Origin of the sequence: Sphaerisporangium sp. NPDC049002, from assembly GCF_040649355.1 — a bacterium.
GTDB lineage: Bacteria > Actinomycetota > Actinomycetes > Streptosporangiales > Streptosporangiaceae > Sphaerisporangium.
Genome location: NZ_JBEZFH010000020.1, coordinates 1 through 21,211, shown reverse-complemented (window position 1 = coordinate 21,211; position 21,211 = coordinate 1). Strand labels below are relative to the sequence as shown.

The following is a 21,211-nucleotide window of genomic DNA, read 5'->3' as shown; positions in this document are numbered from 1 at the left end:
ACCGTCGGTCGTCCGCGAGGCCTTTTTTGCAGGTCGTTTCGGCGTTTCTCCTTGAGCGAAGGTACGCGACACGCTGTAACCGGGTAATAACTCACAAGGAGTGATCCATCGGAGCGGGGGAGACGTAACGTGGGACACGTCGAGATCCGGGTGGTCGCCCTTGGGGCGGGGGCGTTGGCCCTGTTGCTGGCGGGCGGTTGTACGAACGGCACCGACCGAGAGGGACAAGACACCGCTGGTTCACGGGCTGAGCTGGCTGTGAGCGTTTCTCCGGGCAACGGGGCGACTCAGGTGGCACCTGAACTGCCCGTCATGGTCGGAGCCGTCAACGGCGCTCTCAGGAGCGTCAGCGTCCGCGTCAAGTCGAAGGACACGCCCGTCGCGGGCCTGTTGAGCGCGGACCGCACCCAGTGGCGAAGCAAGCGCGCCATGGCCCCGGGGGAGACCTACCAGGTGACCGTCGTCGCCGTGGACCCCGCGGGCAGGACCAAGCAGGTGAGCAGCGAGTTCTCCACGGTCAAGGCGTCCCAGCTGTTCGCGATCGACAAGATCCTTCCCAACAAGGAGATCACCGGCCTGACGGTCGGCATCGGCATGCCGATCATGCTGACCTTCGACCATCCCATCACCGACCGGGTCTCGGTGGAGCGCAACCTCATGGTGCAGGCCTCCAACCCGGTCGAGGGGGCGTGGCACTGGTTCGACGACAAGTCGGTCAGCTTCAGGCCCAAGCAGTACTGGCCCGCCCACACCAAGGTGAAGCTGGTGGCGCAGCTCGCCGGGGTGCACGGCGGCGCCGGAATGTACGGCCGCCAGGACTACGTCCGGGAGTTCACCATCGGGCGGTCCCAGATCAGCCACGCGGACACCGTCTCGCACCAGATGACGGTCAAGCGCGACGGCCAGGTCGTCAGGACCGTGCCGCTCAGCGCCGGCGAGGGCGGCGACTGGAGGCACTACACGACCAACGGCGTCCACCTGGCGATGTCGCGCGAGGACGTCACCACCATGACCAACCCCGACGCGGGGCCCGGCAGCGCCGGTTACTACAGCCTGACCGTGTACGACACCGTGCGGATCTCCGACAGCGGGGAGTACGTCCACGGCGCTCCCTGGTCGGTGGGCTCGCAGGGCAACTCCAACGTCAGCCACGGCTGCATCAATGTCAGCCCGTCGAACGCCAAGTGGTTCAAGGAGACGACCCTGATCGGCGACCCGATCATCGTGAGCGGCACGCCCCGCCAGCTCGACCCGGCCAACGGGTGGGGCCACTGGCAGGAGACCTGGCCGCAGTGGCTCCGCTGGAGCGGCCTGCGGTCGGGGTTCACCACCGAGACGCTGTCGGCGTACCCCGCGGCCGACCACACCGCCACCACGGCGGACGAGAAGAAGAACAAGGGCACTTCCTGACGGAGACGCCACAGGGCCCGGACGCGATCTCGCGTCCGGGCCCTGTGGTCTTTCTTGTTCGTGTACTCCGGAGCCGGCGGCTCAGTGGCCGAGGGCCTTGGTGTCCTCGTCGCCGTGACCCGTGCCGACCGCGGCGGGCGTGGCCCCGTGGCCGTCGTGCCCGTCGTGGTGGCCGTTGTGGGCCGTGTCGAGCGCGATCGCGTCGGTGTCGGCCGAGTACGTCTCGCTGAGCTTGGCCCGGAGCCTGCCGAGCGGGTTCCGCATCCCCTTGGGGGGGACGCCGTCGCCGTCCGGGCCGGCCTCGATGGCGGGGATGGACTTCTTCCCCTGGACCAGGGCCACCAGGTCATCGGCCGGGGGCACGTGGACCTCGATGTACTCACCGTGCGGCAGGCGCTTGATGACGCCGGACTCCACACCGTGGACCACCAGTTCGAGGTCCTTGCGCTGGAGCCCGATGCACATCCGGTAGGTGATGAAGTACGCGATCGCCGGCCCCACGAAGACCAGCACCCGCCCGACCTCGGTCGTGGTGTAGAGCGAGATGTGGAACTTCGCCGAGATCCAGTCGTTAGCGCCCAGCAGCCACAGCACACCGTAGAACGTGATGGCCGCGAGGCCGATCGAGGTGCGGTGCGGGTTGTTGCGCGGCCGGTCGGCCACGTGGTGCTCGCTCCTGTCGCCGGTGATCCACTGCTCGGCGAACGGATAGAGCGCGAGGCCGGTCATGATGATGCCCATCGGCAGCAGAGCCGGGATGAGCACGCTCAGCGGGAGGGTGTACCCCAGGAAGTTGATCTCCCACGCGGGCATGAGCCGCAGCGAGCCTTCCAGGAAGCCCATGTAGAAGTCGGGCTGGGAACCCGCCGAGATGTCGGCCGGCGTGTACGGGCCGAACAACCAGATCGGGTTGATCTGCGCGAACGTGCCGAGCAGCGCCAGCACACCGAAGGTGAACAGGAAGTAGGCGCCGGCCTTGGCCATGAAGGCCGGGTAGAACGGAGCGCCCACCACGTTGGTCTCGGTGCGGCCCTTGCCCGGCATCTGCGTGTGCTTCTGCACCCACATGAGGATCATGTGCGCGGAGATGAGCGCCAGCAGGATGCCCGGGATCAGCAGGATGTGCAGGCTGTAGAACCGCGAGATCACGTCCTCGCCGGGATACTCGCCGCCGAACAGGAAGTACGTGATGTACGTGCCGACAAGCGGGAGGGAGATGGCCACACCCTCGGTGATCCGCAGACCGGCGCCGGAGAGCAGGTCGTCGGGGAGGGAGTAGCCGGTCAGGCCCTCGGCGAGCGCGAGTGTGAGAAGAAGCACACCGATGATCCAGTTGAGCTCGCGCGGCTTGCGGTAGGCGCCGGTGAAGAACACGCGGAGCATGTGCACCATCATGCCCGCCACGAACAGCAGCGCCGCCCAGTGGTGGATCTGGCGGATCAGCAGACCGCCGCGGACGTCGAAGCTGATGTGCAGCGAGGACTCGTAGGCCTGCGACATGTGGACGCCCACGAGCGGCCCGTAAGAGCCGTTGTAGGTGACCTCGGCCATGCTCGGCTTGAACCAGAACGTCAGGAACGTACCGGTCAGAAGCAGGATGATGAAGGAGTAGAGCGCGATCTCACCGAGCAGGAACGACCAGTGGTCCGGGAAGACCTTGCGCAGGTTGCGCTTGAGGAAGTTGCCCGCGCCGATGCGGTCGTCGATGAAACTCGCGGGTCCCGCGATGGCCTTGGGAGGACCGTCGAGGCTCATTTCTGCCCCCTAGCTTCGGCTTCGGCGTCCCCGCGCTCCCAGAAGCTGGGTCCGACCGGGACATTGAAGTCGCTCTGTGCGATGAGGTACCCCTCGCCGTCGACCCCGATCGGCAGCTGGGGCAGGGGACGCGCGGCGGGGCCGAAGATGACCTTCGCTCCGTCTGCCGCGTCGAAGGTGGACTGGTGACAGGGGCAGAGGATGTGGTGCGTCGTCTGCTCGTAGAGCGCTGCCGGACAGCCCACGTGGGTGCAGATTTTAGAGTATGCAACGATGCTGTCGTAGGTCCAATTGAGCTTGGTGCCCGATTTGATCTCTTCCGGCCGGAACTTGATCAGGATCAAGGTCGCCTTGGCCAGGGCGTTGAGGTCTTCCTCGTACCCCTCGGGCACCACCGACAGGATGCCGCCGGGGGAGTTGAAGTCCGCCGCGCGGATCGGCTCGTGGGTCCCCTCGACGATCAGGCGGCGGCCCTTGTTCCAGACCGTGTGCCGCAGCGAGGTGCCCGGCAGCGGGCCGAGGTCCTTCAGCAGCACCAGCGGCAGCAGGCCGAGCGGGGCGGAGGCCAGCAGAAGCGTGCGGCGCAGCAGCTTGTGCCGGACGAAGCCGCTCTCCTCGGCGCCCTGTAGGAAGGTCTTCTCGACCTCCTCGCGCACCTGGGGCGCGGAGGCCATCGGGTGGCGCTCCTGCACGAGGCTGTACTTCGGCATGATCTGCCGGACCCAGACCACGATGCCGGCCGCCAGGGACAACAGGGCGATCGTCAGCGTGCCGCCGAGGGCGAAGTTGGAGACCTGGGTGCGGTCGATCGTGCCGACCTGGAAGACGACGTACGAGACCACGAAGGCGACGCCCGCCAGGAAGGCGACCACGAACAGCAGGGCGGCGACGCGCTCGCCCCTGCGCGCGGTCGCCGGGTCGGGGAACTTCACCCCTTCGAACACGATCGGACCGTCGTCCTTGGGCGGCGCGCCGAGCACGGACTCCTCACCCCGCGGAGGGGGGGTGCCGATGACGCGCCTCGGGACGCGGTCGTCGGGCTGGTCGATGTCGTTCCGGTTCTCAGTCATGGTTGGCCTGACGCTTCTTCGCGGTGATCCAGATGGCGGCGAGGGCGAGGAGGCTGATGCCCACGACCCAGGCCACGAGGCCCTCGGTGACAGGGCCGATCCGGCCGAGGCCGCTGCCGCCCGGGTCGGGCTGGTTACGTGCGCCGACGATGTACGCGATCATGTCGCGCTTCTGCTCGGGGGTGATCGTGCTGTCGTTGAAGACCGGCATGGCCTGCGGGCCCGTGGCCATCGCCTCGTAGATCTGGGTGGGCGTGGCGGGGTTCAGCGGAGGCGCGTACTTGCCGTAGGTCAGGCCGCCGCCCGAGCCCACGAAGTTGTGGCACTGGATGCAGTTGGCCCGGAACAGCTCACCCCCCTTGGCGGGGTCGCCCTTGGCCGGGTCCACCGACTCCAGGGAAGGCTTGGCGGGACCGCCGCCGAGCGACTGCACGTAGGCGGCGAGCTGCCGGACGGTGTCCGGGTTGACCCACTCGGCGGGACGCTTGCGCGGAGCCTGGGGGCCGGGGTTCGCGAACGGCATGCGGCCGCTGGACACCTGGAAGTCCACGGCCGCCGCGCCGGCGCCGATGAGGCTCGGGCCCGATGCACCGCCGGGCGCGTAGGAGCCCTCGGCGTTCAGGCCGTGGCAGCTCGCGCAGTGCGCCGCGAAGAGCTCCTTGCCCGCGGCCACGTCGTCCGCCCTGCCGGAGGCGATCGCCGCGTCGGCCCGGTCGCCTCCGGGCGCGAGCAGGGCGTACACCCCTCCGAGGAGGCTCAGGGCCAGAAGGAGGACGGCATATCGCGCGAGTGGATGCCGCCTCCGTGCGGTGATCGAGTTCACCGATATCCTCGTTCCGATCATTTGATGATGTAGATGGTCGCGAAGAGGCCGATCCAGACGACGTCGACGAAGTGCCAGTAGTAGGACACGACGATCGCGCTGGTGGCCTGCTCATGGGTGAAGCGCTTCGCGGCGTACGTGCGTCCCAGCATGAACAGGAACGCGATCAGACCACCGGTCACGTGCAGGCCGTGGAAGCCCGTGGTGAGGTAGAAGACCGAACCATAGGCGTTGGAGGACAGGGTCACGCCCTCTTCCACCAGGTTGTGGTACTCGTACAGCTGGCCTCCGACGAACCAGGCGCCCATGAGGAAGCTGATGACGTACCAGAACCGGAGCTTCTTGACCTGGCCCTTCTCAGCGGCCCACACGCCCAGCTGGCACGTCACACTCGACAGGACCAGGACGATCGTGTTGACCAGCGCGTACGGGACGTCCAGGTGGACGCCTTCAGGCAGCGTGGGCCAGGGCTTGTCCTGGCCGAGACTGACCGACCGGATGGTGAAGTACATCGCGAACAGCGCCGCGAAGAACATGAGCTCAGAGGACAGCCAAACGATCGTCCCGACGCTGACCAAGTTGGGCCGGCGGGACGATGGTGCTGTCGTCGTCGTAATTGCGGATGCTGTCGCCACGCCCAGCATTATTGCGGCTCTCCTGGTCGGGTCGCCGCACGACCCCCCGGTTGCGGGCGCATCGGTCCCATAAACGAGACATACGGCCGGAACTACGCCAAGTCTGACTGGTCTGGGATTCCGTCGGCGGGGACAGGTAGCATCCGTGGTGACCATACCTCGTCAATCGATAGTGAGCGCGACCGTGAGCATGAGGGTTCTCGTCTACAGTGACGACGCAAGCACCCGCGAGAAGGTGCGGCTGGCGATCGGGCGGCGTCCGGCCGCCGACGTGCCCCTCGTGGAGATCGTGGAGTGCGCGACGCAGCCCGCCGTCATCAAGCAGCTCGACTCCGGGGAGATCGACGTCGCCGTGCTCGACGGGGAGGCCGTTCCCGCCGGGGGCATGGGCATCAGCCGCCAGGCCAAGGACGAGGTCTACGACTGCCCGCCGATCTGCCTGATCATCGGTCGCCGCGACGACCGATGGCTCGCCGACTGGTCCCGCGCCGACGCGGTCGTGGCCCAGCCGCTCGACCCGATGACGCTGGCGGAGGCCGTGGCGGGCCTTATGCGGCACCGTTCGTCCACCCGCATCTCTCACTGACCGGAGACACCCCAATGGACGCGCGCACTACGTGGCCCGCGCTGCTCACGGCCCTGCTCAACCAAGAGCATCTCACCGCGGACGAGACCGCGTGGGCCATGGAAGAGATCATGTCCGGGTCCGCGACCCCCGCCCAGATCGCCGCCTTCGCCACGGCCCTGCGTGCCAAGGGCGAGACGGTCGCCGAGGTGGTCGGGCTCGCGCGCACGATGCTCGATCGCGCCACCCCGCTGAGGGTCGAGGGCCCGACGGTCGACATCGTGGGCACCGGCGGCGACCGCGCCCACACCGTCAACGTCTCGACGATGGCCTCGATCGTCGCCGCCGCCGCGGGGGCCCGGGTCATCAAGCACGGCAGCCGCGCGGCCTCCTCGTCGTGCGGCGCCGCCGACGTCCTTGAGTACCTCGGCATCGCCCTCGACCTGCCTCCCGAGCTCACGGCGCGCACGGCCGTCGAGGCGGGCATCGCGTTCTGCTTCGCGCCGGTCTACCACCCGGCCCTGCGGTTCGCCGGTCCGGTGCGCAAGGAGATCGGCATCCCGACCTTCTTCAACTTCATCGGCCCGCTGACCAACCCGGCCCGCCCGTCGGCACAGGCGATCGGCGTCTACGACGCGCGCATGCTTCCGGTCGTCGCCGGGGTCTTCGCCGAGCGGAGCGTGTCGGCGCTGGTGTTCCGGGGCGACGACGGGCTCGACGAGCTGTCCACGGCCACGACCTCGACGGTCTGGGTGGTCAGGGACGGCACGGCCGTCCAGATCTCCTTCGACCCGCTCGACGTGGGCGTTCCGCGATCGGAGCCCGACGCGCTGCGCGGCGGCGACGTCGAGTTCAACGCGCGCGCCGTGCACGATCTGGTGGGAGGCAAGACCGGCCCGATCCGCGACGCCGTCCTCCTCAACGCCGCCGCCGCCCTGGTGAGCCTTGCGCCCACCACCGAGCCCGGTCTCGCGGATCCCGAGTCAGGCGTCTCGGGTGAGGCGTTCGTGGCCGCCATGAGGTCGGCGTACGAGCGCGTGTCAGAGGCCGTCGACTCCGGCCGCGCGGCCGAGACCCTCGCCCGCTGGGTAGAGATCAGCCGCTCCCACAAACACTCCTGACCGAGGACCATCCCGGCGTCCCGGCCCCGCACCTCGCCGCGGGGCCGCGCCGGGCGTCCTCGGACGCCGCGCGAGAAGCCGGGTTCCTACCGCAGGGCTACGCCGGGTGTCCTGGAGCGCCGCGCCAGAAGCCGGCCTCTCACCGTGGGCCTTGCCGGGCGTTTCTGGGGTGCCGCACGAGAAAACCGGCCTCCTACCGTGGGCCGGCGCCGAACGACGGTGGGTTCTGCGCGAACGCCGGTGGGTCCGCGCGAACGCCGGTGGGTCCTGCGCGAACGCCGGTCAGGCCTCGCCCCGCGCGCGCCGGCCAGCCTGACGCGAGCGCCCGTCTCGCGCGTCCCCTCGTGGGATGACGTGAGATCCTCCCACGAGGGGATGTCTAGATTTTCGGACATTTCTAGGCTGTCGCCATGCTTTACCTCGACCTTTTCGCCACCGTCGGCTCCCTGGCGGCCATCAAGGCCGAGGCGTGGGGTATGCCCGGCCCCGTGGTGGGAGTGGCGCTCGTCGGTCCGCTGGGCGGCGCTGTGGCCTTCGGGAAGCGCCTGCTGTCCAACCGGCGGAGCCGGGAGCTGCGCGCCGAGTTGTCCGCTTGCGAGGCGGCGATGGCCGAACAGCACGAGGCGCGCGCCCTGGCCTCGACGGCCTCGGAGCGGATCAAGATCGCCCGCGAGCTGCACGACGTCGTGGCGCACCGGGTCAGCGTCATGACGCTCGGTGTCGGCGCCGGACGCATGATCATGGAGAAGAACCCGATGCGGGCGCGCGAGACGCTGCACGCGGCGGAGGAGACCGGCCGCCAGACGCTGACCGAGCTCCAGCGGATGCTGGTCCTGCTGCAGGCGGCCACCGGCACGGTCAGGGGCACGGAACCGCAGCCCGGCCTGGCCGACCTGCCGGAACTGCTCGCGCGGACGCGGGAGTCGGGGCTGGGCGTCGAGCTCGTCGAGGACGGCAACCCCATTTCGGTGGGGGAGGCGCTGGAGATCTCGGTCTACCGGATCGTCCAGGAGGCGCTGTCCAACACGCAGCGGCACGCCTCGGCACGTTCGGCGCACGTGGCGCTGAGGTGGGGGCCCGGTCTGCTGGACGTGCTCATACGCGACGACGGTCGCGCCCGTGGTGCGGTGGTCCTCGGTCCCGGGCTGATCGGCATCCGCGAGCGCGCGGCGCTGTTCGGCGGATCGTTCTCCGCCGGAGCCCTCCCCGGTGGCGGTTTCGAGGTCCGCGCCCGGCTTCCGGCGGCCACCCCCGCCCGCCCGGCCGCCCACCTGCGATCGAGCACGCGTAACAGCGCCTAGTACCGCCGGGAACTCGCTCCGGCTCGTCCGGAAGGGGAGGGAGCACGCTCCGGCTCGTCCGGAAGGGTGCGGGCGCTCAGTCGGCCTCGGCGAGGCCGATGGAGAAGGCGGCGTCCAGGTCGTGCCTGGAGTAGGTGCGGAAGGCCAGATGGGTCTCGGTGGCGAGCACGCCGGACACCTTGTTGATGCGCCCGGGGATCACCTCGGCGACCTCGTCGTAGGCGACCACCCTGACCATGGCGACCAGGTCGTAGTCTCCGGTGATCGAGTAGACCTCGCTGACCCCGTCGAGCTCGGCGAGCGTCTGGGCGACCTCGGGAATCCGGTCGACCTCCGCCTTGATGTGCACGATCGCGGTGATCATTCGAGCTCTCTCCTTCGAGTACGGTCTGGCCCGACTTTAGCGCCGCCGGTCTCGATCACCGCCACCGGCTCTCGCCGGCGAACCCGCCGCCGCCGACCGGCGGAACTGTGCGAGGCGGCCCCTGCTCGCACTCACTGTATTGATTCCCGTGCTCAACGTGAAATTCCCGCCTGGACATCCTCCGCGTGAGCCCAGGGCTCAAGGAGCGCGTGATCGGTGATCAGGGTCAGCGCAGGGGCCGGCCCTCGCGGGGGTGGTGGGGCTGGATGCCCTTGTAGGCGAGGTCGATGCGCTGCTTGAGGCGGCCGGCGCCGCGGGCGGGGAGGCTCCAGGTGCCGTCGACCTGGACCAGCCGCACGCCGGGGGAGTCGAGCCAGCGCAGGATGCACTCGGTCTCCTCGGCGCCCGCGGCCGGGAGGGGCCCAGGGCCGGGGGACACGGTCTCGGCGGTCGCCACCAGCGCGTCGACGTACGGGGTCGGATGGGCGCCGCGCGGCATCACGCCGGCGGCGGCGAGCCGGCCGTGGCGGACGACGTGGATGTCCCACCCGCCGTCGAAGGCGGGGCTCGCCGCGATCAGCTGCGGGATGCCCGTGAGCGACCGCAGTCGCTGCATGCGCGCCACCGTGCGTACGTAGACGGCGAGCCGGTCACGGTCGAGGGCGGCCTCCTCGTAGCGCTGCTCGGCGGCCAGCCGCTCCATGCGGGTCTCAAGGGCCGAGAACACCGGGCCGGGATCGTGCTCCATGGCGGCCCTGGCGTCGTCGACGTGGCGCCGGTAGTCGTCGACGCTCTGCCGGCCCTCGCACGGAGCCCCGCAACGGCCCATCTCGGCCAGGGCGCAGGCGGCCCGCCGGGTGCGGGGGGTGATGCGCTCGGTGCACTGCCGGAGCGGCACGGCCTCGTGCAGCGCCGACCTGGCCTCCTCCGCGCCGCGTGCGGAGGAGAAAGGGCCGAGGTAGGTCGCCTGGTCGGCCTTGACCTCGCGCACGATGGACAGCCGGGGGAAGGGTTCATCGGTGAGCTTGAGCCAGAGGACCTTCTCGGGGAAGCGCGACCGGCGGTTGTAGCGCGGCTTGGTGGCCCCGATGAGCCGCAGCTCCCTGACCTCGGCCTCCAGCCCGGTGGCGCACACGATCGGCCGGACCCGCTCTGCGATGCCGATCATCTCGCGGATGCGCGGGCGGGTCTCGCTCGCGGTGAAGTAGGACTTCACCCGCTGGCGCAGGTCGCCGCTCTTGCCGACGTACAGCGCCTCGCCGCGCTCGTCCTCGAAGACGTAGACGCCCGGGGTGCTGGGGATGCTCACCGCGAGGTGCCGCTTGCGCTTCTGCTCGGGCGTGGGGGCCCGCACGAAGCCCTTGAGCTCCTCCAGGGTCTGCACGCCGTAGGCCCCGACCCGCTCGATCAGCACGTGGAGCACGTCGACGGTCGCCTTGGCGTCGGCCAGGGCCCGGTGGCACGGCTCGGTGGTGCTCCTGAAGATCCTCGCCAGGGTGGAGAGCTTGCAGTTGGGCACCTCGTCGCGGGTGAGGACGCGCCGGGCCAGGTCGGCGGTGTCGACGACGGGGTTGGCGGGCGGGGGATAGCCGTGTCTCTGGCAGTTGGCCTTGATGAAGCCGACGTCGAAAGGGGCGTTGTGCGCGACCAGCGTGGCCCCGCGTACGAACTCCAGGAAGGACGGCAGGACCTGCTCGACGCGCGGCGCGGCCATCACCATCACGTCGCTGATGCCGGTCAGGACCGTGATGAACGGCGGGATGGGACGCCCGGGGTCGACCAGGGTGGCGAACTCGCCCAGCACCTCGCCGCCGCGCACCTTGACCGCGCCGATCTCGGTGATGGCGTGCTCCGCGGATGACCCGCCCGTCGTCTCCAGGTCGAAGACGACGAAGGTCACCTGGTCGAGGGGCGTGCCCAGCTCGTCAAGCGTTCCTTGAACCCCGATCTCCACGACCATGACCATACGAGCCCGGTCCGACAGTTCGCACCGGCGGTCCTTGATCCGGTCGCAACCCTAGACGTTCTTGGTCGTTATACGGCTGATGTTCGGATGCGCCTGATATATCGGCGATCCGATGGATCGACCTTTCACTCGCGGCGACCGTTCGGGCGACAGGACCGCCCACGTGCGGCGCCGCTCAAGCCCATCACTCACGGGGAGGCGCGTATGCGCAGGTCATCGTTATTGATCACTTCTTTGGCCCTGGCGGGGGCATCGCTGCTCTGGACCGCCGCTCCGGCCGAGGCCACCTCCACCCGGGCCGCGTCCGTCCAAGCCGCCCCGACCGGCGCCCAGAAGGCGAAGGCGTACGTCTGGTACCCCACCGGGATCAGACGCGGGGGCGTCGCGACGTTCCGCTACAAGGCCGTCCACCTCCGGCGGCTCACCGCCGACGGGCTGGTGCTCGCCGCGTACCTGCCGAAGAACACGGTGTCCAAGGTCCGTTTCACCTCCAAGCCGCCGCACGCGAAGTGCGGGTACTCCGCCTCGCGGGCGTACTGCGTGGTCCCGCTCCGCGGCAGGGACACCATCTCCATGACCATGCAGATCTCGATCAAGTACAAGTACGCCGGCAGGTACTACGTCGGTCACTACGCGAGGGCCGTCGGCCTTGAGTCGGGCCTGAGCACGCGTGACTACGTGGACGAGGTCTCCCGCGACGACCTCATCGCCAAGTCCAAGACGATCATCTCCTCGCGCTGACGCCGTGCCGCGCCGCGATCCCGGCTCAGTCCCAGTAGTGGCCGTCGAGCATGCTCTCGATCGCGGCGCGGTGCATCACCAGGTCGTTCGGGTCGTCCGGCAGGGCCAGCTCGCCGAAGTGGATCCGGCGGTGCCAGACGCGGGCCATGATGATCCCGTGGCGTAGGGCGGCGTACATCTCGTAGAACTCCATGTCCCTGGGCGCGTACCCCGACAGGGAGTGGTATTGCGCGCAGACGTCCTCGCGGGTCATGAAACCGGGAAGACCGGGCAGTCCCATGACATGAGTGACGTCCTGGAAGAACCGGTGGAGGAAGATCATCCACGCTATGTCGATCTCCCGTGGCCCGACCGCCGCCATCTCCCAGTCGAGCACCGCGACGGGCGTGAAGTCCCGGTACATCACGTTGCCGACGCGCGCGTCGCCCCAGCTGATCACGTCCTGGCCCGGGGACGCGGGCCAGTGGTCGTCCAGCCACGCGAACGCGTCCTCCAGGATGGGGATCCGCAGCGACCCGTGGGCCCACTCGTAGTACGCCCTCTGCTCGTTGACGTGCCGCCGCAGCGCCGAGTCGCCCGGATGGCGCGGCCGCAGGAAGGCCAGCTCCTCCGGCCGTACGGCCGCGTTGTGCAGCCGGGCGAGGATCTGCACGGTCCGCCTCTGCAGGCGCGCGAGGTCGGCGGGGGAGGCGTCGACCAGCCAGCCTTCGAACGTGTACGGCACGAGGTCGGGCGGGACGTCGCCCTCCTCCTGTTCCATCACGAAGAACGGCGAGCCGAGCGCGGCCGGGTCGGGCTCGAACCACAGGGTGCGGGGCGCGGGGACGGCGGCCCGCTCGCGCGCGAGCCGCATGACCTCGAACTGCTTCCCGAGGTCGTACTCGGGGAAGACCGGCACCGCCTCGGGGGCCGGGGCCATCCTCGCGACGCATCTGAGCTCCCGCTCGTCCGGGCCGCCGGTCCAGGACGCGGTGAAGAACAGCGTCTCGCTGGAGAGGCCGTTGCCGGACGGGCGCGACAGTTCGGACACCGACACCCGGGACGCCCCCGGGAGCCGGCCCGCGAGCCAGGCCCGCATGCGCTCGCGGAGTTCGCCCAGGTCACGGGTGGACGTACGCATTTCCCCGTTCTCGGCACGCTGGTCGTCCAGCCTCGGCATCGTCGTCTCCCTCATCCGTGGTGGCCCAGTCGTACATCGGTAGCAAGCGCTTGTCCATATGCCGTTCGCCTGCCGTTAACCGGGGCGCGAGGGGGTGCGGCGGCGGCTTCGGGGGCGGCGGGTGGTGAGGAACCGGGCGCCAAGCGCGCTGACCACGAACGCGCCAGCCGTACCCTTGTCGGATAGACGGAATTTGAATGGCCAGTCAGCTAGGGGAAGACGGATGAGTTCAGCCGGAGAAGGCCTGTCTCGCCCGCTGCCCGAGCAGGTGCGCTTACATGTCGTCGAGCTCGCCGCGCAGGTGCTCGGCTCGATGCAGCCCGCCGCGATCCCGCCTCCGCTGAAGGGCATCGCCAAGTTCGATCCGCGCAAGCGCGCCCGGCTGGGCAGCGCTCCGATCGCCGCGCAGCTGGAGACCGACAAGGAGTTCCGCGAGATCGTCGCCGAGGCGCTCCAGGAGGCGTGGCCCGAGCTGGTCGCGAGCCTGGAGGAGGGCAACGTCCCTCCCGCGGCCGAGCCGGTGCTCGTGGCGGCCGCCGCCTACCTCACGCGGCCTCCCGGGTGGCCCGCTCTCGTGGAGACCGCCCGCGCCGACCTGGAGCAGGCCGCCGCGGCGGCCGAGGGCACCGCCCAGGAGCAGACCGTCGTACGGCTGCGCGAGCAGCTCGCCGCGCAGAAGGCGTCCGCCAAGGACGAGACCGACCGGCTGCGCGAGCAGCTCAGGGTGTCCAAGGCCGAGATCGCCGACCTGCGGCGCAGGCTCCACGACGCCAGGGAGCGCGTCAGGGTGGCCGAGGAGCGGGCCGCCGAGCTGCAGGTCCGCGAGCAGGAGGCGAGGTCCGCCGTGACCTCGGCGACCAGCGCGACCGAGAGCGAGCTGCGCAAGCTGCGCGAGCGCCTCACCGACGCCGAGCGCCAGGTGGAGGCCAGCAGGCGCGCGGCGCGCGAGGGGCGCAGCATCGAGGACGCCCGCGTCCGCGTGCTCCTCGACAGCCTCCAGGACGCGGCGGCGGGGCTGCGCAGCGAGCTGGCCCTGCCCGTCGCGATCAGCAGGCCGGCCGACTCCGTCACCGCGGTGAGCCCCGGCCGCCCGTCCGTGCGCGCCGTGCCCGCACGCGCGCTCGCCGACGACGACCCGGCCCTGCTCGACCAGCTCCTGGCCATTCCGCACCTGCACCTGGTCGTCGACGGCTACAACGTCACCAAGACCGGGTATCCCTCGCTCACCCTGCTCGACCAGCGCTCGCGGCTGCTCACCGGGCTCGGCGGCCTCGCCGTGCAGACCAGGGTCGAGGTCACGTGCGCGTTCGACGGCGCGGAGCTGAACGGGCCGGTCCAGGTGTCGGCGCCGCGCGGCGTGCGCGTGCTGTTCAGCGCGCCGGGGGAGATCGCCGACGACCTCATCCGGCAGCTCGTCCGCGCGGAGCCCCCGGGCCGCGCGGTCGCCGTCGTCTCATCCGACCGCGAGGTGGCCGACTCGGTACGCCGCATGGGCGCCCGCCCCGTGCCGGCCACCCTCCTGCTCCGCCGCCTCAGCCGCGCCTGACCTTCCGGTGCCTCCCGGTTTGTCACCTGGCCGCGTCTGACCTCCGGATTCTCCCGGTTTGTCGTTTCCGCGCCCTGGTGTCTGGGGTACCCCCTGAACCCGCGCGCGTCAGGCAAACCGGGGTTGTCTTATTGAAACCAATTCCCGATGAAAAGGTGCAGTTAGCAGTGCGACTTCTGTAGGATCTCGCCCCAGGTTGTCTCACTTGTCTCACATGAGGGGGCTGGCGTCCCAGTGGTCGTGCGTGGCATCCGGGGAGTCCGGCGGGTTCCGGTGGCCGCCGGTCTCGTCGCCGCAGTCTTGTTTACGCAGGCAGGCGGGGCGGAGGCGAAGCCCAAGCCCACGGTCGCCCAGACCAAGGCGAGGCTCGCCAAGCTGAACGACCAGGCCGACAAGGTGGTGGACCGCTACAACCTGGCGGGCGAGCACTGGAAGAAGGCCCGCAAGGAGTACAACGACCTCAACGGCCGGCTCAAGAAGCAGCTCGACATCATCGAGGACCTGCGCGCCGGTCTGGTGTCGGTCGCGGTCAGCACGTACCAGTCGGGAGACCTGCTGGCCTGGCCGAGCCTCGTCACCCAGGGCGACCCCGAGTCGCTGCTGGCCGGGCTCGCCTCGGTCGACCAGATGTCCGCCGGCCAGTCGCGCACCCTGACCGAGTTCGAGAACGCCACCCGCTCGATCAAGGGCCAGCGCGACAAGGCCAAGGGCGCCTACGACAAGGCGATCAAGCTCCTCGACGACCTCAAGAAGCAGAAGAAGGACGTCGAGAAGCTGGTCGGCGAGCAGGAGCGCCTGCTCCGCCGCCTCAACGCCTACAACGCGGGAAACCCCAACAGCGCGGGCATCAAGTACACCGGCTCCGCCTCCGGCAACGCGCGCACGGCCCTCCAGTTCGCCTTCGCCCAGGTGGGAAAGCCCTACCGGTACGGCGGGACCGGTCCAGGCTCCTACGACTGCTCAGGGCTCACCCAGGCGGCCTGGCGGGCCGCCGGCGTCAGCCTCCCGCGCACCGCCGCCGAGCAGTACTCCTGGGGGGCCTCCCGCCGGGTCTCCCTCAACGCCCTGCAGCCGGGCGACCTGCTGTTCGCCTCCGGCCTCGGCCACGTCGGCATGTACGCGGGCGGCGGCAAGATGGTCCACGCCCCCCGCACGGGCGACGTCGTGAAGGTCGTCCCGCTCTCGTCCTACCGGGGCATCTTCGGCGCCGTACGTCCCTGAGCGCCCTGTCCTGACGCCGCGCGGGGGCGCGCAGGGGGCGAGGACGGCAGGTCCCTGTGCCGCCGGATCGGCCCGGCGAGCAGGACGAGGCCCGTCAGCGCGAGGGCTCCCGTGAGGATCCACATCGACGGCCGGACGCCGATCGCGTCGCCGAGCGCCCCGCCGATCAGGGCGCCCAGCGGGATCGTGCCGTAGTTGACGAACTGCATGCTGACCGAGACGCGGCCCATCAGCTCACGCGGGCAGTACATCTGGCGGAAGCTCGACTTGATGACGTTGCCGGCGACCACGCCCGCGACGACGCCGAGGCCGCCCGCCACCGCGAAGGCCAGGCCGGACCCCGGGCTCGCCAGCGGGATGAGCAGCCCGAACGGGGCTCCTGCCATCTCGCACGCGATGAGGGCGTGAGCGCTTCCGACGCGCCGCGCGATCCAGGTGGCGCTCGCGGCGCCGGCCACGCCGCCGAGGCTGGTCGCCGCGATCAGGACGCCCGCCGTGCCGGAGCTCACGCCGACCTCGCGGACCAGGAAGACGATGAGGATCGACTGATACCCGATGAGCGCGAGGTTGCTGACGGCCCCGAAGACCGTGAGCACGCGAAGGTAGGGGTCACGGGCGACGAAAGCCAGTCCCTCGCCGATCTCCCGCCTCAGCGTGGCCGACCGGCGTTCCCGGCTGACGGGCGCTTCGCGGGTCCGCATCGCGAGCAGGCAGAGCGCAGAGATCAGGAACGTCGCCGCGTCGACCAGCAGGCCGGTGACGGCGCCGAAGAGCTGCGCGACGATGCCGCCCACGCCGGGGCCCACGACCTGGGCGGCCGACTCGCCGCCCTGGAGCTTGGCGTTGCCCTCCGGCAGGTCGGCGTCGCGGACCACCGCGGGAAGGTAGACCTGGTAGGCGGTCTGGAAGAACACCTTCGCCGTGCCGGCGAGCAGCGCGACGGCCAGCAGATGGCCGATGGTCAGCCGGCCCCACCAGGCGGCGACCGGGACGCTGAGGAACAGCACCAGCGAGGCGCCGTCGCAGATCAGCATCACCGGCCGCCGGGGGAGGCGGTCGACCCACGCCCCGGCGGGAAGGCCGATGATCATCCAGGGCAGCCACGCCGCCGCCGTCAGCAGGGCCACGAAGAACGTGCTCGTGTGCAGCACGGTGATCGCGACCAGTGGCAGGGCCACACTGGTGAGGGTGCTGCCGAAGCCGCTGGCGGTCTCTCCGGCCCACAGCAGCCGGAAGTCGCGGTCGCGCAGCAGGCCGCCTCTGCGGCGGCGGACGGCGCCCGGGGCGGGGGGTCTGGTGACGGCTCCGCTCACGGCTGCCCCGGGACGCCGAAGGCGAACAGGAACACCGGGTCGCGCCGCTCCCCGTCGTCGGGCACTTCGCGGGTGGCCCACCGGCGCAGGAGGTCGTTGATCTGCTGCTCGATCTCGCTCAGCTCGGCCGGGGTCAGCCGCAGCCACTTGTCGGTGGAGAACGGCGCGTTTCGCCACATCGCCCGCTCGTCCTCGCCCGCGGCGTACCAGGCTCGCACGAGGTTGACGTGGTGGTCGAGGTTGAGGGACTCCGCCGCACTCGCGATGGCGGCGGACGCGGGGTCGCCGCCGAAGTCGGCGGTGGTCCAGCGCACCCCGGCCGACACCAGCCGCCACCAGCGCTCGCGGCGGTCGCGGGCAAGCTCGGGGGCCTCCTCGATGAGCTCGCTGGCGCCCAGCACCCGCAGGTGGTGGCTCACGTTGGCGACCGCCTGACCGGTGCGCTCGGCGAGCATGCTGGCCGTCGAGGGGCCGTCCACCTTCAGCACGTCCATGAGACGACGCCGCAGGGGATGCGCCAGGGCGGCCAGCACCCGTGAGTCGGTGATCGTGCGGATGTTCTCTTGGTCCATGGCATCAGGCTGACACGCGACAACTGCTGTGCAAGAGCTGTTGCGAAAGAGCGGTTGCGGAACCAGGCCCCTGCGGAAGATCGCCGACGCGTGGGGCCGGAGTGACGGATGTGACTCACAACTGGTGCTGTTTCGGGATATGTGAGGGGAATCACATTTAGGTAAACGAGGCCCCTGGTTTGCAGGGGATATCCGTTATTGATCATCCCTATTTGATCTACGGACTTGGCTCAGGCTTTGCCTCCAATTGAGGATCTGTGTAGTTTCTGGCCCGCGGCGAGCACGCCATGCCGTCGTGAGCAAAGCCGGTCGGCCGACCGGCGCCAGCAGAACGAATCCATTGGTCACCGCCGTCGAAAACAAGGCGCGAATCAGGACCGCGGGCAGCGGTGACCTGCCGAATCCGTGCGGCAAGGAGCACGGAGCCGGGGACCCAATTGGCCCTAAATGTGGGGTCAGGGGGTGAATCGGCGCCATTGGCGCCGTAGGGCGACTTCCAAGCCCGAATCCGTCAGCTAACCCGGTAGGCGTGAGTGGAAGAACCAAGGAGCGATCCTGTCCAGCACCACGCAAAACCCCCGTCTGTCTCGCTTCGCCCGCCTCTCCCTCGGCGGTGCCGTGCTCACCATGACGGCCTCCGCCGGGGCGGTCGCGATACAGGCGACGGCGGCTGACGCCGTTACGGTGGCCGCCCCTCAGAGCTCCTCCAAGCTGAGCAAGGCCGCCAGGCAGCGAATCAAGGCGCACACGGCCGTCTCCGCGGCCAAGAAGCAGCTCGGCGATCCGTACCGGTGGGGTGCCAGCGGCCCCGGCTCGTTCGACTGCTCAGGCCTCGTCATGTACGCCTGGCGCAAGGCCGGCGTGAAGCTTCCTCGCATCGCGGCCAGCCAGTTCCGCTCTGTGAAGAAGAAGATCTCCTGGAAGAACCTCAAGCCTGGCGACCTGATGTTCTTCAGTGGTCTCGGTCACGTCGGCATGTACGTCGGGCACGGCAAGATGATCCACTCCCCGCACAGCGGTGCGAGGGTGCGCATCGACAAGCTGAACGGCTACCGCAAGGTCAGCTTCGTCGGAGCCGTCCGCCCCGGAGCGTGACCCGCGTGCCAGGGGACTTCCCAGGACCGCTTTCCCGGGAAGCCTCCCCGCCCGCACGCTGACCACGCGACGGCCGTGAAGGCCCCGTCCACATCCATCGAGGCGGACGGGGCCCTCGCGCGTCCCCGGCCGGTTCCCCGGCGGACCTGACCCTCCGGATCATGGACAGGCCCTCACACGGCCCGGCCGTACCGGGGACGGGCCTTACACATCCGGCCGCACCCGGGACAGGCCTTCACACATCCGGCCGCACCCGGGACAGGCCTTCACACCTCCCGGCCTTTCCCGGGACGGGCCTTCAGACGTCTCCCGGCCGTACCCGGGACGGGCCTGGTTCGCCGGAGGCAGCGGGTAGATTGCCCGCATGCGCGTCGTCTGGCTCTGGGCCGCACTGGCGGGGCTGCTGGCCGCGCTGACGGGTCCTCCCGGCGCCGGCGGCCCGCTGTCCCTCGCGCACGCGGTGATCCGCGAGCATCCCGAGATCTGGTCAGGGGCCGAGGTGGTCCAGGGCGAGCGTTCCCTGGTCATCGGCCGGCCGGGCGGCGCTCAGGGCGGCGCGGGCGCCCCGGCCGGACCGGGCCTCGCGGGCCTGTCGGGCCTTGCGGGCCTGTCGGATCTCGCCCGCAGGGCCGACCGCGCGGCCCTGACCGTCGCCCGGGTCGCGGGGCCGGTACGGCCGCTGATCCTGGTCCCCGCGACCACCGATCAGGCCGCGCGGCTCGCCGCGCCCGCCACGGTGAGCGGGCTGGCGGCGGTGGCCGGCACCGATCGCGTGATCATCGAGCCGCGCTCCTTCGCCCGCCTGACGGACGCGGGCCGCGACGTCGTCCTGGCCCACGAGCTCACCCACGTCGCCACCGGGGCGGCGGCCGACGGCCACACCCCCAAGTGGCTGATCGAGGGGTTCGCCGACTACGTCGGCTACCTCGGCGCGGGGATCCCCGTGCCGACGGCCGCGGCGGAACTGGCCGCCGAGGTGCGCGCGGGGAGCCCGCCTGCGGCGCTACCCGGCCCGTCCTCGTTCGCCGCCGGCTCCGCGCGCCTGGCGCAGGCGTACGAGGAGGCGTGGCTCGCCTGCCGGTATGTCGCGGGGCGCTTCGGCGAGCGTGCCCTTGTGACCCTCTACCGTGAGTCCATGCGAAGTGACCCGCGGACAGCGCTCGGCCGGGCTCTGGGGATGACCACGGAGGAGTTCACCGCCGCCTGGCGTGAGTACGTCCGGAGTGAGCTCTCGTGACGCCGCGGGCGCGCCCGAGGCGCGGCGCGGGCGAGGGGAGAGGGCCGGTGGTCACGGCGGCCGCGTGCCGGAGTCGCGGGGCCTGCGGGCCGGTGGCCACGGGGGCGGTGCGCCCGAGGTGTGCCGTGAGCGGCCGGGTGAGGAGGGCTGTCACGTGGCGGGGTTGATCGAGGAGGTTCGCGGCGTCGTGCGCACGGGCGGGGGAGCGCGCGCGGCGGGCATCGCGCTCGTCGCGCTCGGCGTGGCCGTGGCCGCGGTGGTCGCCGTCACCACGCCGTGGCGGTCCCTGCCGGGCGCCGCCCCGGCCGTGACGCCCGATCCCGCGCGCGACTTCACCCCCGGGCAGATCGCCCGCGCGGCCGCGTTCGACGCCGCCGTGAACGTCCCTGTGTACCTCTCGCTCGCGGTGACGCTGGTCGTGGCGGGCGTGCTGGTCCTCACGCCGTTCGGCGCGTGGGTCGTGGGCCGCCTCAGGGGCCCGTGGTGGCTGCGCGTCCTGCTCGGCGTCCTCGCGCTCTCGGCCGTGAGCCTGCTGATCAAGTGGCCGCTCGGCATGTGGTACGAGACCCGCCTGCGGGCCTTCGGCCTGTCCACGCAGCACTGGCCCGCGTGGTCGGCAGATCGGCTCAAGACCTTCGGCGTCCAGACCGTGCTGGTCGCGATCATGGTGCTGGCCGTCGTCTGGCTGGCGCGCCGGGCGCCGCGGCGCTGGTGGGTCCCGGCGGCGGCCGGGGCGTTCCTGCTCACCGTGGTCGCCTCGTTCGTCTACCCGGTGGTCGTCGAGCCGCTGTTCAACGACTTCACCCCGCTCCCGCAGGGACGGCTGCGCGACGACCTCATCGCCATGGCGAACCGCGACGGCGTCCCCGTGGAGGACGTGCTGGTCGCCGACGCCTCCCGCAGGACCACCGCGCTCAACGCCTACGTCTCCGGGTTCGGGGCGACGCGGCGCATCGTCGTGTACGACACGCTGCTGCGGGCGCCGGCGGGCGAGGTCGAGCTGGTCGTCGCCCACGAGCTCGGCCACGCCAAGAACGGCGACGTCCTCTACGGCACGCTGGTCGGCGCGCTCGGCGCCGCCGCCGGAGCCTGCCTGCTGTTCCTGGTGGTCTCGCTCCCCTCGCTGAGGCGCCGCGCGGGCGTCGGGTCGGCGGCCGATCCACGGGCGGTCGGGCTGCTGCTGGGCCTGATGAGCCTCGCCACCCTGCTCTCCGGTCCCGCGCCGAGATGGGCAAGGCCCTTGAGGGCCTGGGCGGTCTCTTCTCCCAGCCCAAGGAGGGCCCGCCCTCCCGCTGAGCCCGGGTCCCGCCCCCGCGC

At 70.6% G+C, this 21,211-nt stretch carries 19 protein-coding genes and 1 riboswitch; of the genes, 10 read left to right on the top strand and 9 right to left on the bottom strand.

Translation table 11 applies throughout. The features are described 5' to 3' along the window. The first annotated feature begins 291 nt into the window (after positions 1-291). Entirely contained in the window at positions 292-1,410 is a 1,119-nt protein-coding gene (locus AB0B89_RS07130; RefSeq protein WP_358549386.1) for an Ig-like domain-containing protein, read from the top strand. A gap of 81 nt (positions 1,411-1,491) precedes the next feature. Here the strand turns inward: AB0B89_RS07130 and AB0B89_RS07125 are convergent, their stop codons facing one another. The 4 genes from AB0B89_RS07125 to AB0B89_RS07110 are packed head-to-tail and all read right to left on the bottom strand — an operon-like array spanning position 1,492 to position 5,702. Then, entirely contained in the window at positions 1,492-3,165 is a 1,674-nt protein-coding gene (locus AB0B89_RS07125; protein ID WP_358549383.1) for a ubiquinol-cytochrome c reductase cytochrome b subunit, read from the bottom strand. Then, positions 3,162-4,235, bottom strand: coding sequence for a Rieske 2Fe-2S domain-containing protein (locus AB0B89_RS07120; protein ID WP_358549380.1), 1,074 nt, complete (start codon positions 4,233-4,235; stop codon positions 3,162-3,164). Before AB0B89_RS07120 ends, AB0B89_RS07125 begins: the two co-directional genes overlap by 4 nt. Then, positions 4,228-5,058: a c-type cytochrome gene (locus AB0B89_RS07115; protein WP_358549377.1), complete on the bottom strand. Its 831-nt coding sequence runs from the start codon at positions 5,056-5,058 to the stop codon at positions 4,228-4,230. Before AB0B89_RS07115 ends, AB0B89_RS07120 begins: the two co-directional genes overlap by 8 nt. Before the next feature lie 17 nt (positions 5,059-5,075). Beyond that, positions 5,076-5,702, bottom strand: a complete 627-nt coding sequence (locus AB0B89_RS07110) for a heme-copper oxidase subunit III (protein WP_358549374.1) — start codon at positions 5,700-5,702, stop codon at positions 5,076-5,078. 181 nt (positions 5,703-5,883) lie between these two features. Between AB0B89_RS07110 and AB0B89_RS07105 the strand changes: the two genes are divergently transcribed. From AB0B89_RS07105 to AB0B89_RS07095, 3 genes are all read left to right on the top strand, one after another. Continuing rightward, positions 5,884-6,279 (top strand): hypothetical protein, encoded by a 396-nt coding sequence (locus tag AB0B89_RS07105; RefSeq protein WP_358549488.1) that lies wholly within the window; start codon positions 5,884-5,886, stop codon positions 6,277-6,279. A gap of 14 nt (positions 6,280-6,293) precedes the next feature. Next, positions 6,294-7,379 carry an anthranilate phosphoribosyltransferase gene (gene trpD, locus AB0B89_RS07100; RefSeq protein ID WP_358549372.1) on the top strand — a complete coding sequence of 362 codons (1,086 nt, stop codon included), beginning with the start codon at positions 6,294-6,296 and terminating at the stop codon, positions 7,377-7,379. 410 nt (positions 7,380-7,789) lie between these two features. Beyond that, the gene (locus AB0B89_RS07095) at positions 7,790-8,680 is read left to right on the top strand and encodes a histidine kinase (RefSeq protein WP_358549369.1); all 891 of its coding nucleotides are present in this window, start codon (positions 7,790-7,792) and stop codon (positions 8,678-8,680) included. A gap of 76 nt (positions 8,681-8,756) precedes the next feature. Here the strand turns inward: AB0B89_RS07095 and AB0B89_RS07090 are convergent, their stop codons facing one another. Together AB0B89_RS07090 and AB0B89_RS07085 are read right to left on the bottom strand one after the other, a co-directional pair. Further along, on the bottom strand, positions 8,757-9,044 hold the full coding sequence (locus AB0B89_RS07090) for an Lrp/AsnC ligand binding domain-containing protein (RefSeq protein WP_358549367.1): 288 nt from the start codon (positions 9,042-9,044) through the stop codon (positions 8,757-8,759). 226 nt (positions 9,045-9,270) lie between these two features. Further along, positions 9,271-11,004: a DEDD exonuclease domain-containing protein gene (locus AB0B89_RS07085; protein WP_358549485.1), complete on the bottom strand. Its 1,734-nt coding sequence runs from the start codon at positions 11,002-11,004 to the stop codon at positions 9,271-9,273. A 228-nt stretch (positions 11,005-11,232) separates the two neighbouring features. On the opposite strand from AB0B89_RS07085, the gene AB0B89_RS07080 reads away from it, so the two are divergent. Then, the gene (locus AB0B89_RS07080) at positions 11,233-11,751 is read left to right on the top strand and encodes a hypothetical protein (RefSeq protein WP_358549364.1); all 519 of its coding nucleotides are present in this window, start codon (positions 11,233-11,235) and stop codon (positions 11,749-11,751) included. 25 nt (positions 11,752-11,776) lie between these two features. On the opposite strand, the gene AB0B89_RS07075 is transcribed toward AB0B89_RS07080, so the two are convergent. After that, complete coding sequence (locus AB0B89_RS07075; protein ID WP_358549362.1) at positions 11,777-12,910, bottom strand: phosphotransferase family protein; 1,134 nt, start codon at positions 12,908-12,910, stop codon at positions 11,777-11,779. Positions 12,911-13,133: 223 nt separating this feature from the next. On the opposite strand from AB0B89_RS07075, the gene AB0B89_RS07070 reads away from it, so the two are divergent. After that, positions 13,134-14,456: an NYN domain-containing protein gene (locus AB0B89_RS07070; RefSeq protein ID WP_358549359.1), complete on the top strand. Its 1,323-nt coding sequence runs from the start codon at positions 13,134-13,136 to the stop codon at positions 14,454-14,456. Positions 14,457-14,756: 300 nt separating this feature from the next. Beyond that, a complete protein-coding gene (locus AB0B89_RS07065) occupies positions 14,757-15,677 on the top strand; it encodes an NlpC/P60 family protein (protein WP_358549356.1) in 921 nt (306 codons plus the stop codon). Here the strand turns inward: AB0B89_RS07065 and AB0B89_RS07060 are convergent. Together AB0B89_RS07060 and AB0B89_RS07055 are read right to left on the bottom strand one after the other, a co-directional pair. Then, on the bottom strand, positions 15,644-16,990 hold the full coding sequence (locus AB0B89_RS07060) for an MFS transporter (RefSeq protein WP_358549353.1): 1,347 nt from the start codon (positions 16,988-16,990) through the stop codon (positions 15,644-15,646). The genes AB0B89_RS07065 and AB0B89_RS07060 overlap by 34 nt on opposite strands. Beyond that, a complete protein-coding gene (locus tag AB0B89_RS07055) occupies positions 16,987-17,562 on the bottom strand; it encodes a helix-turn-helix domain-containing protein (protein ID WP_358549350.1) in 576 nt (191 codons plus the stop codon). The genes AB0B89_RS07060 and AB0B89_RS07055 overlap by 4 nt, the downstream gene beginning before the upstream one ends. A gap of 385 nt (positions 17,563-17,947) precedes the next feature. After that, positions 17,948-18,107, top strand: a riboswitch (cyclic di-AMP (ydaO/yuaA leader). An 82-nt stretch (positions 18,108-18,189) separates the two neighbouring features. Between AB0B89_RS07055 and AB0B89_RS07050 the strand changes: the two genes are divergently transcribed. The 3 genes from AB0B89_RS07050 to AB0B89_RS07040 all read left to right on the top strand — a co-directional run. Beyond that, a complete protein-coding gene (locus AB0B89_RS07050) occupies positions 18,190-18,657 on the top strand; it encodes a C40 family peptidase (RefSeq protein ID WP_358549347.1) in 468 nt (155 codons plus the stop codon). 364 nt (positions 18,658-19,021) lie between these two features. After that, positions 19,022-19,894 (top strand): hypothetical protein, encoded by an 873-nt coding sequence (locus AB0B89_RS07045; protein ID WP_358549344.1) that lies wholly within the window; start codon positions 19,022-19,024, stop codon positions 19,892-19,894. Positions 19,895-20,048: 154 nt separating this feature from the next. After that, the coding region (locus AB0B89_RS07040) for a M48 family metallopeptidase (protein WP_358549341.1) at positions 20,049-21,211 on the top strand (1,163 nt) is incomplete at its 3' end.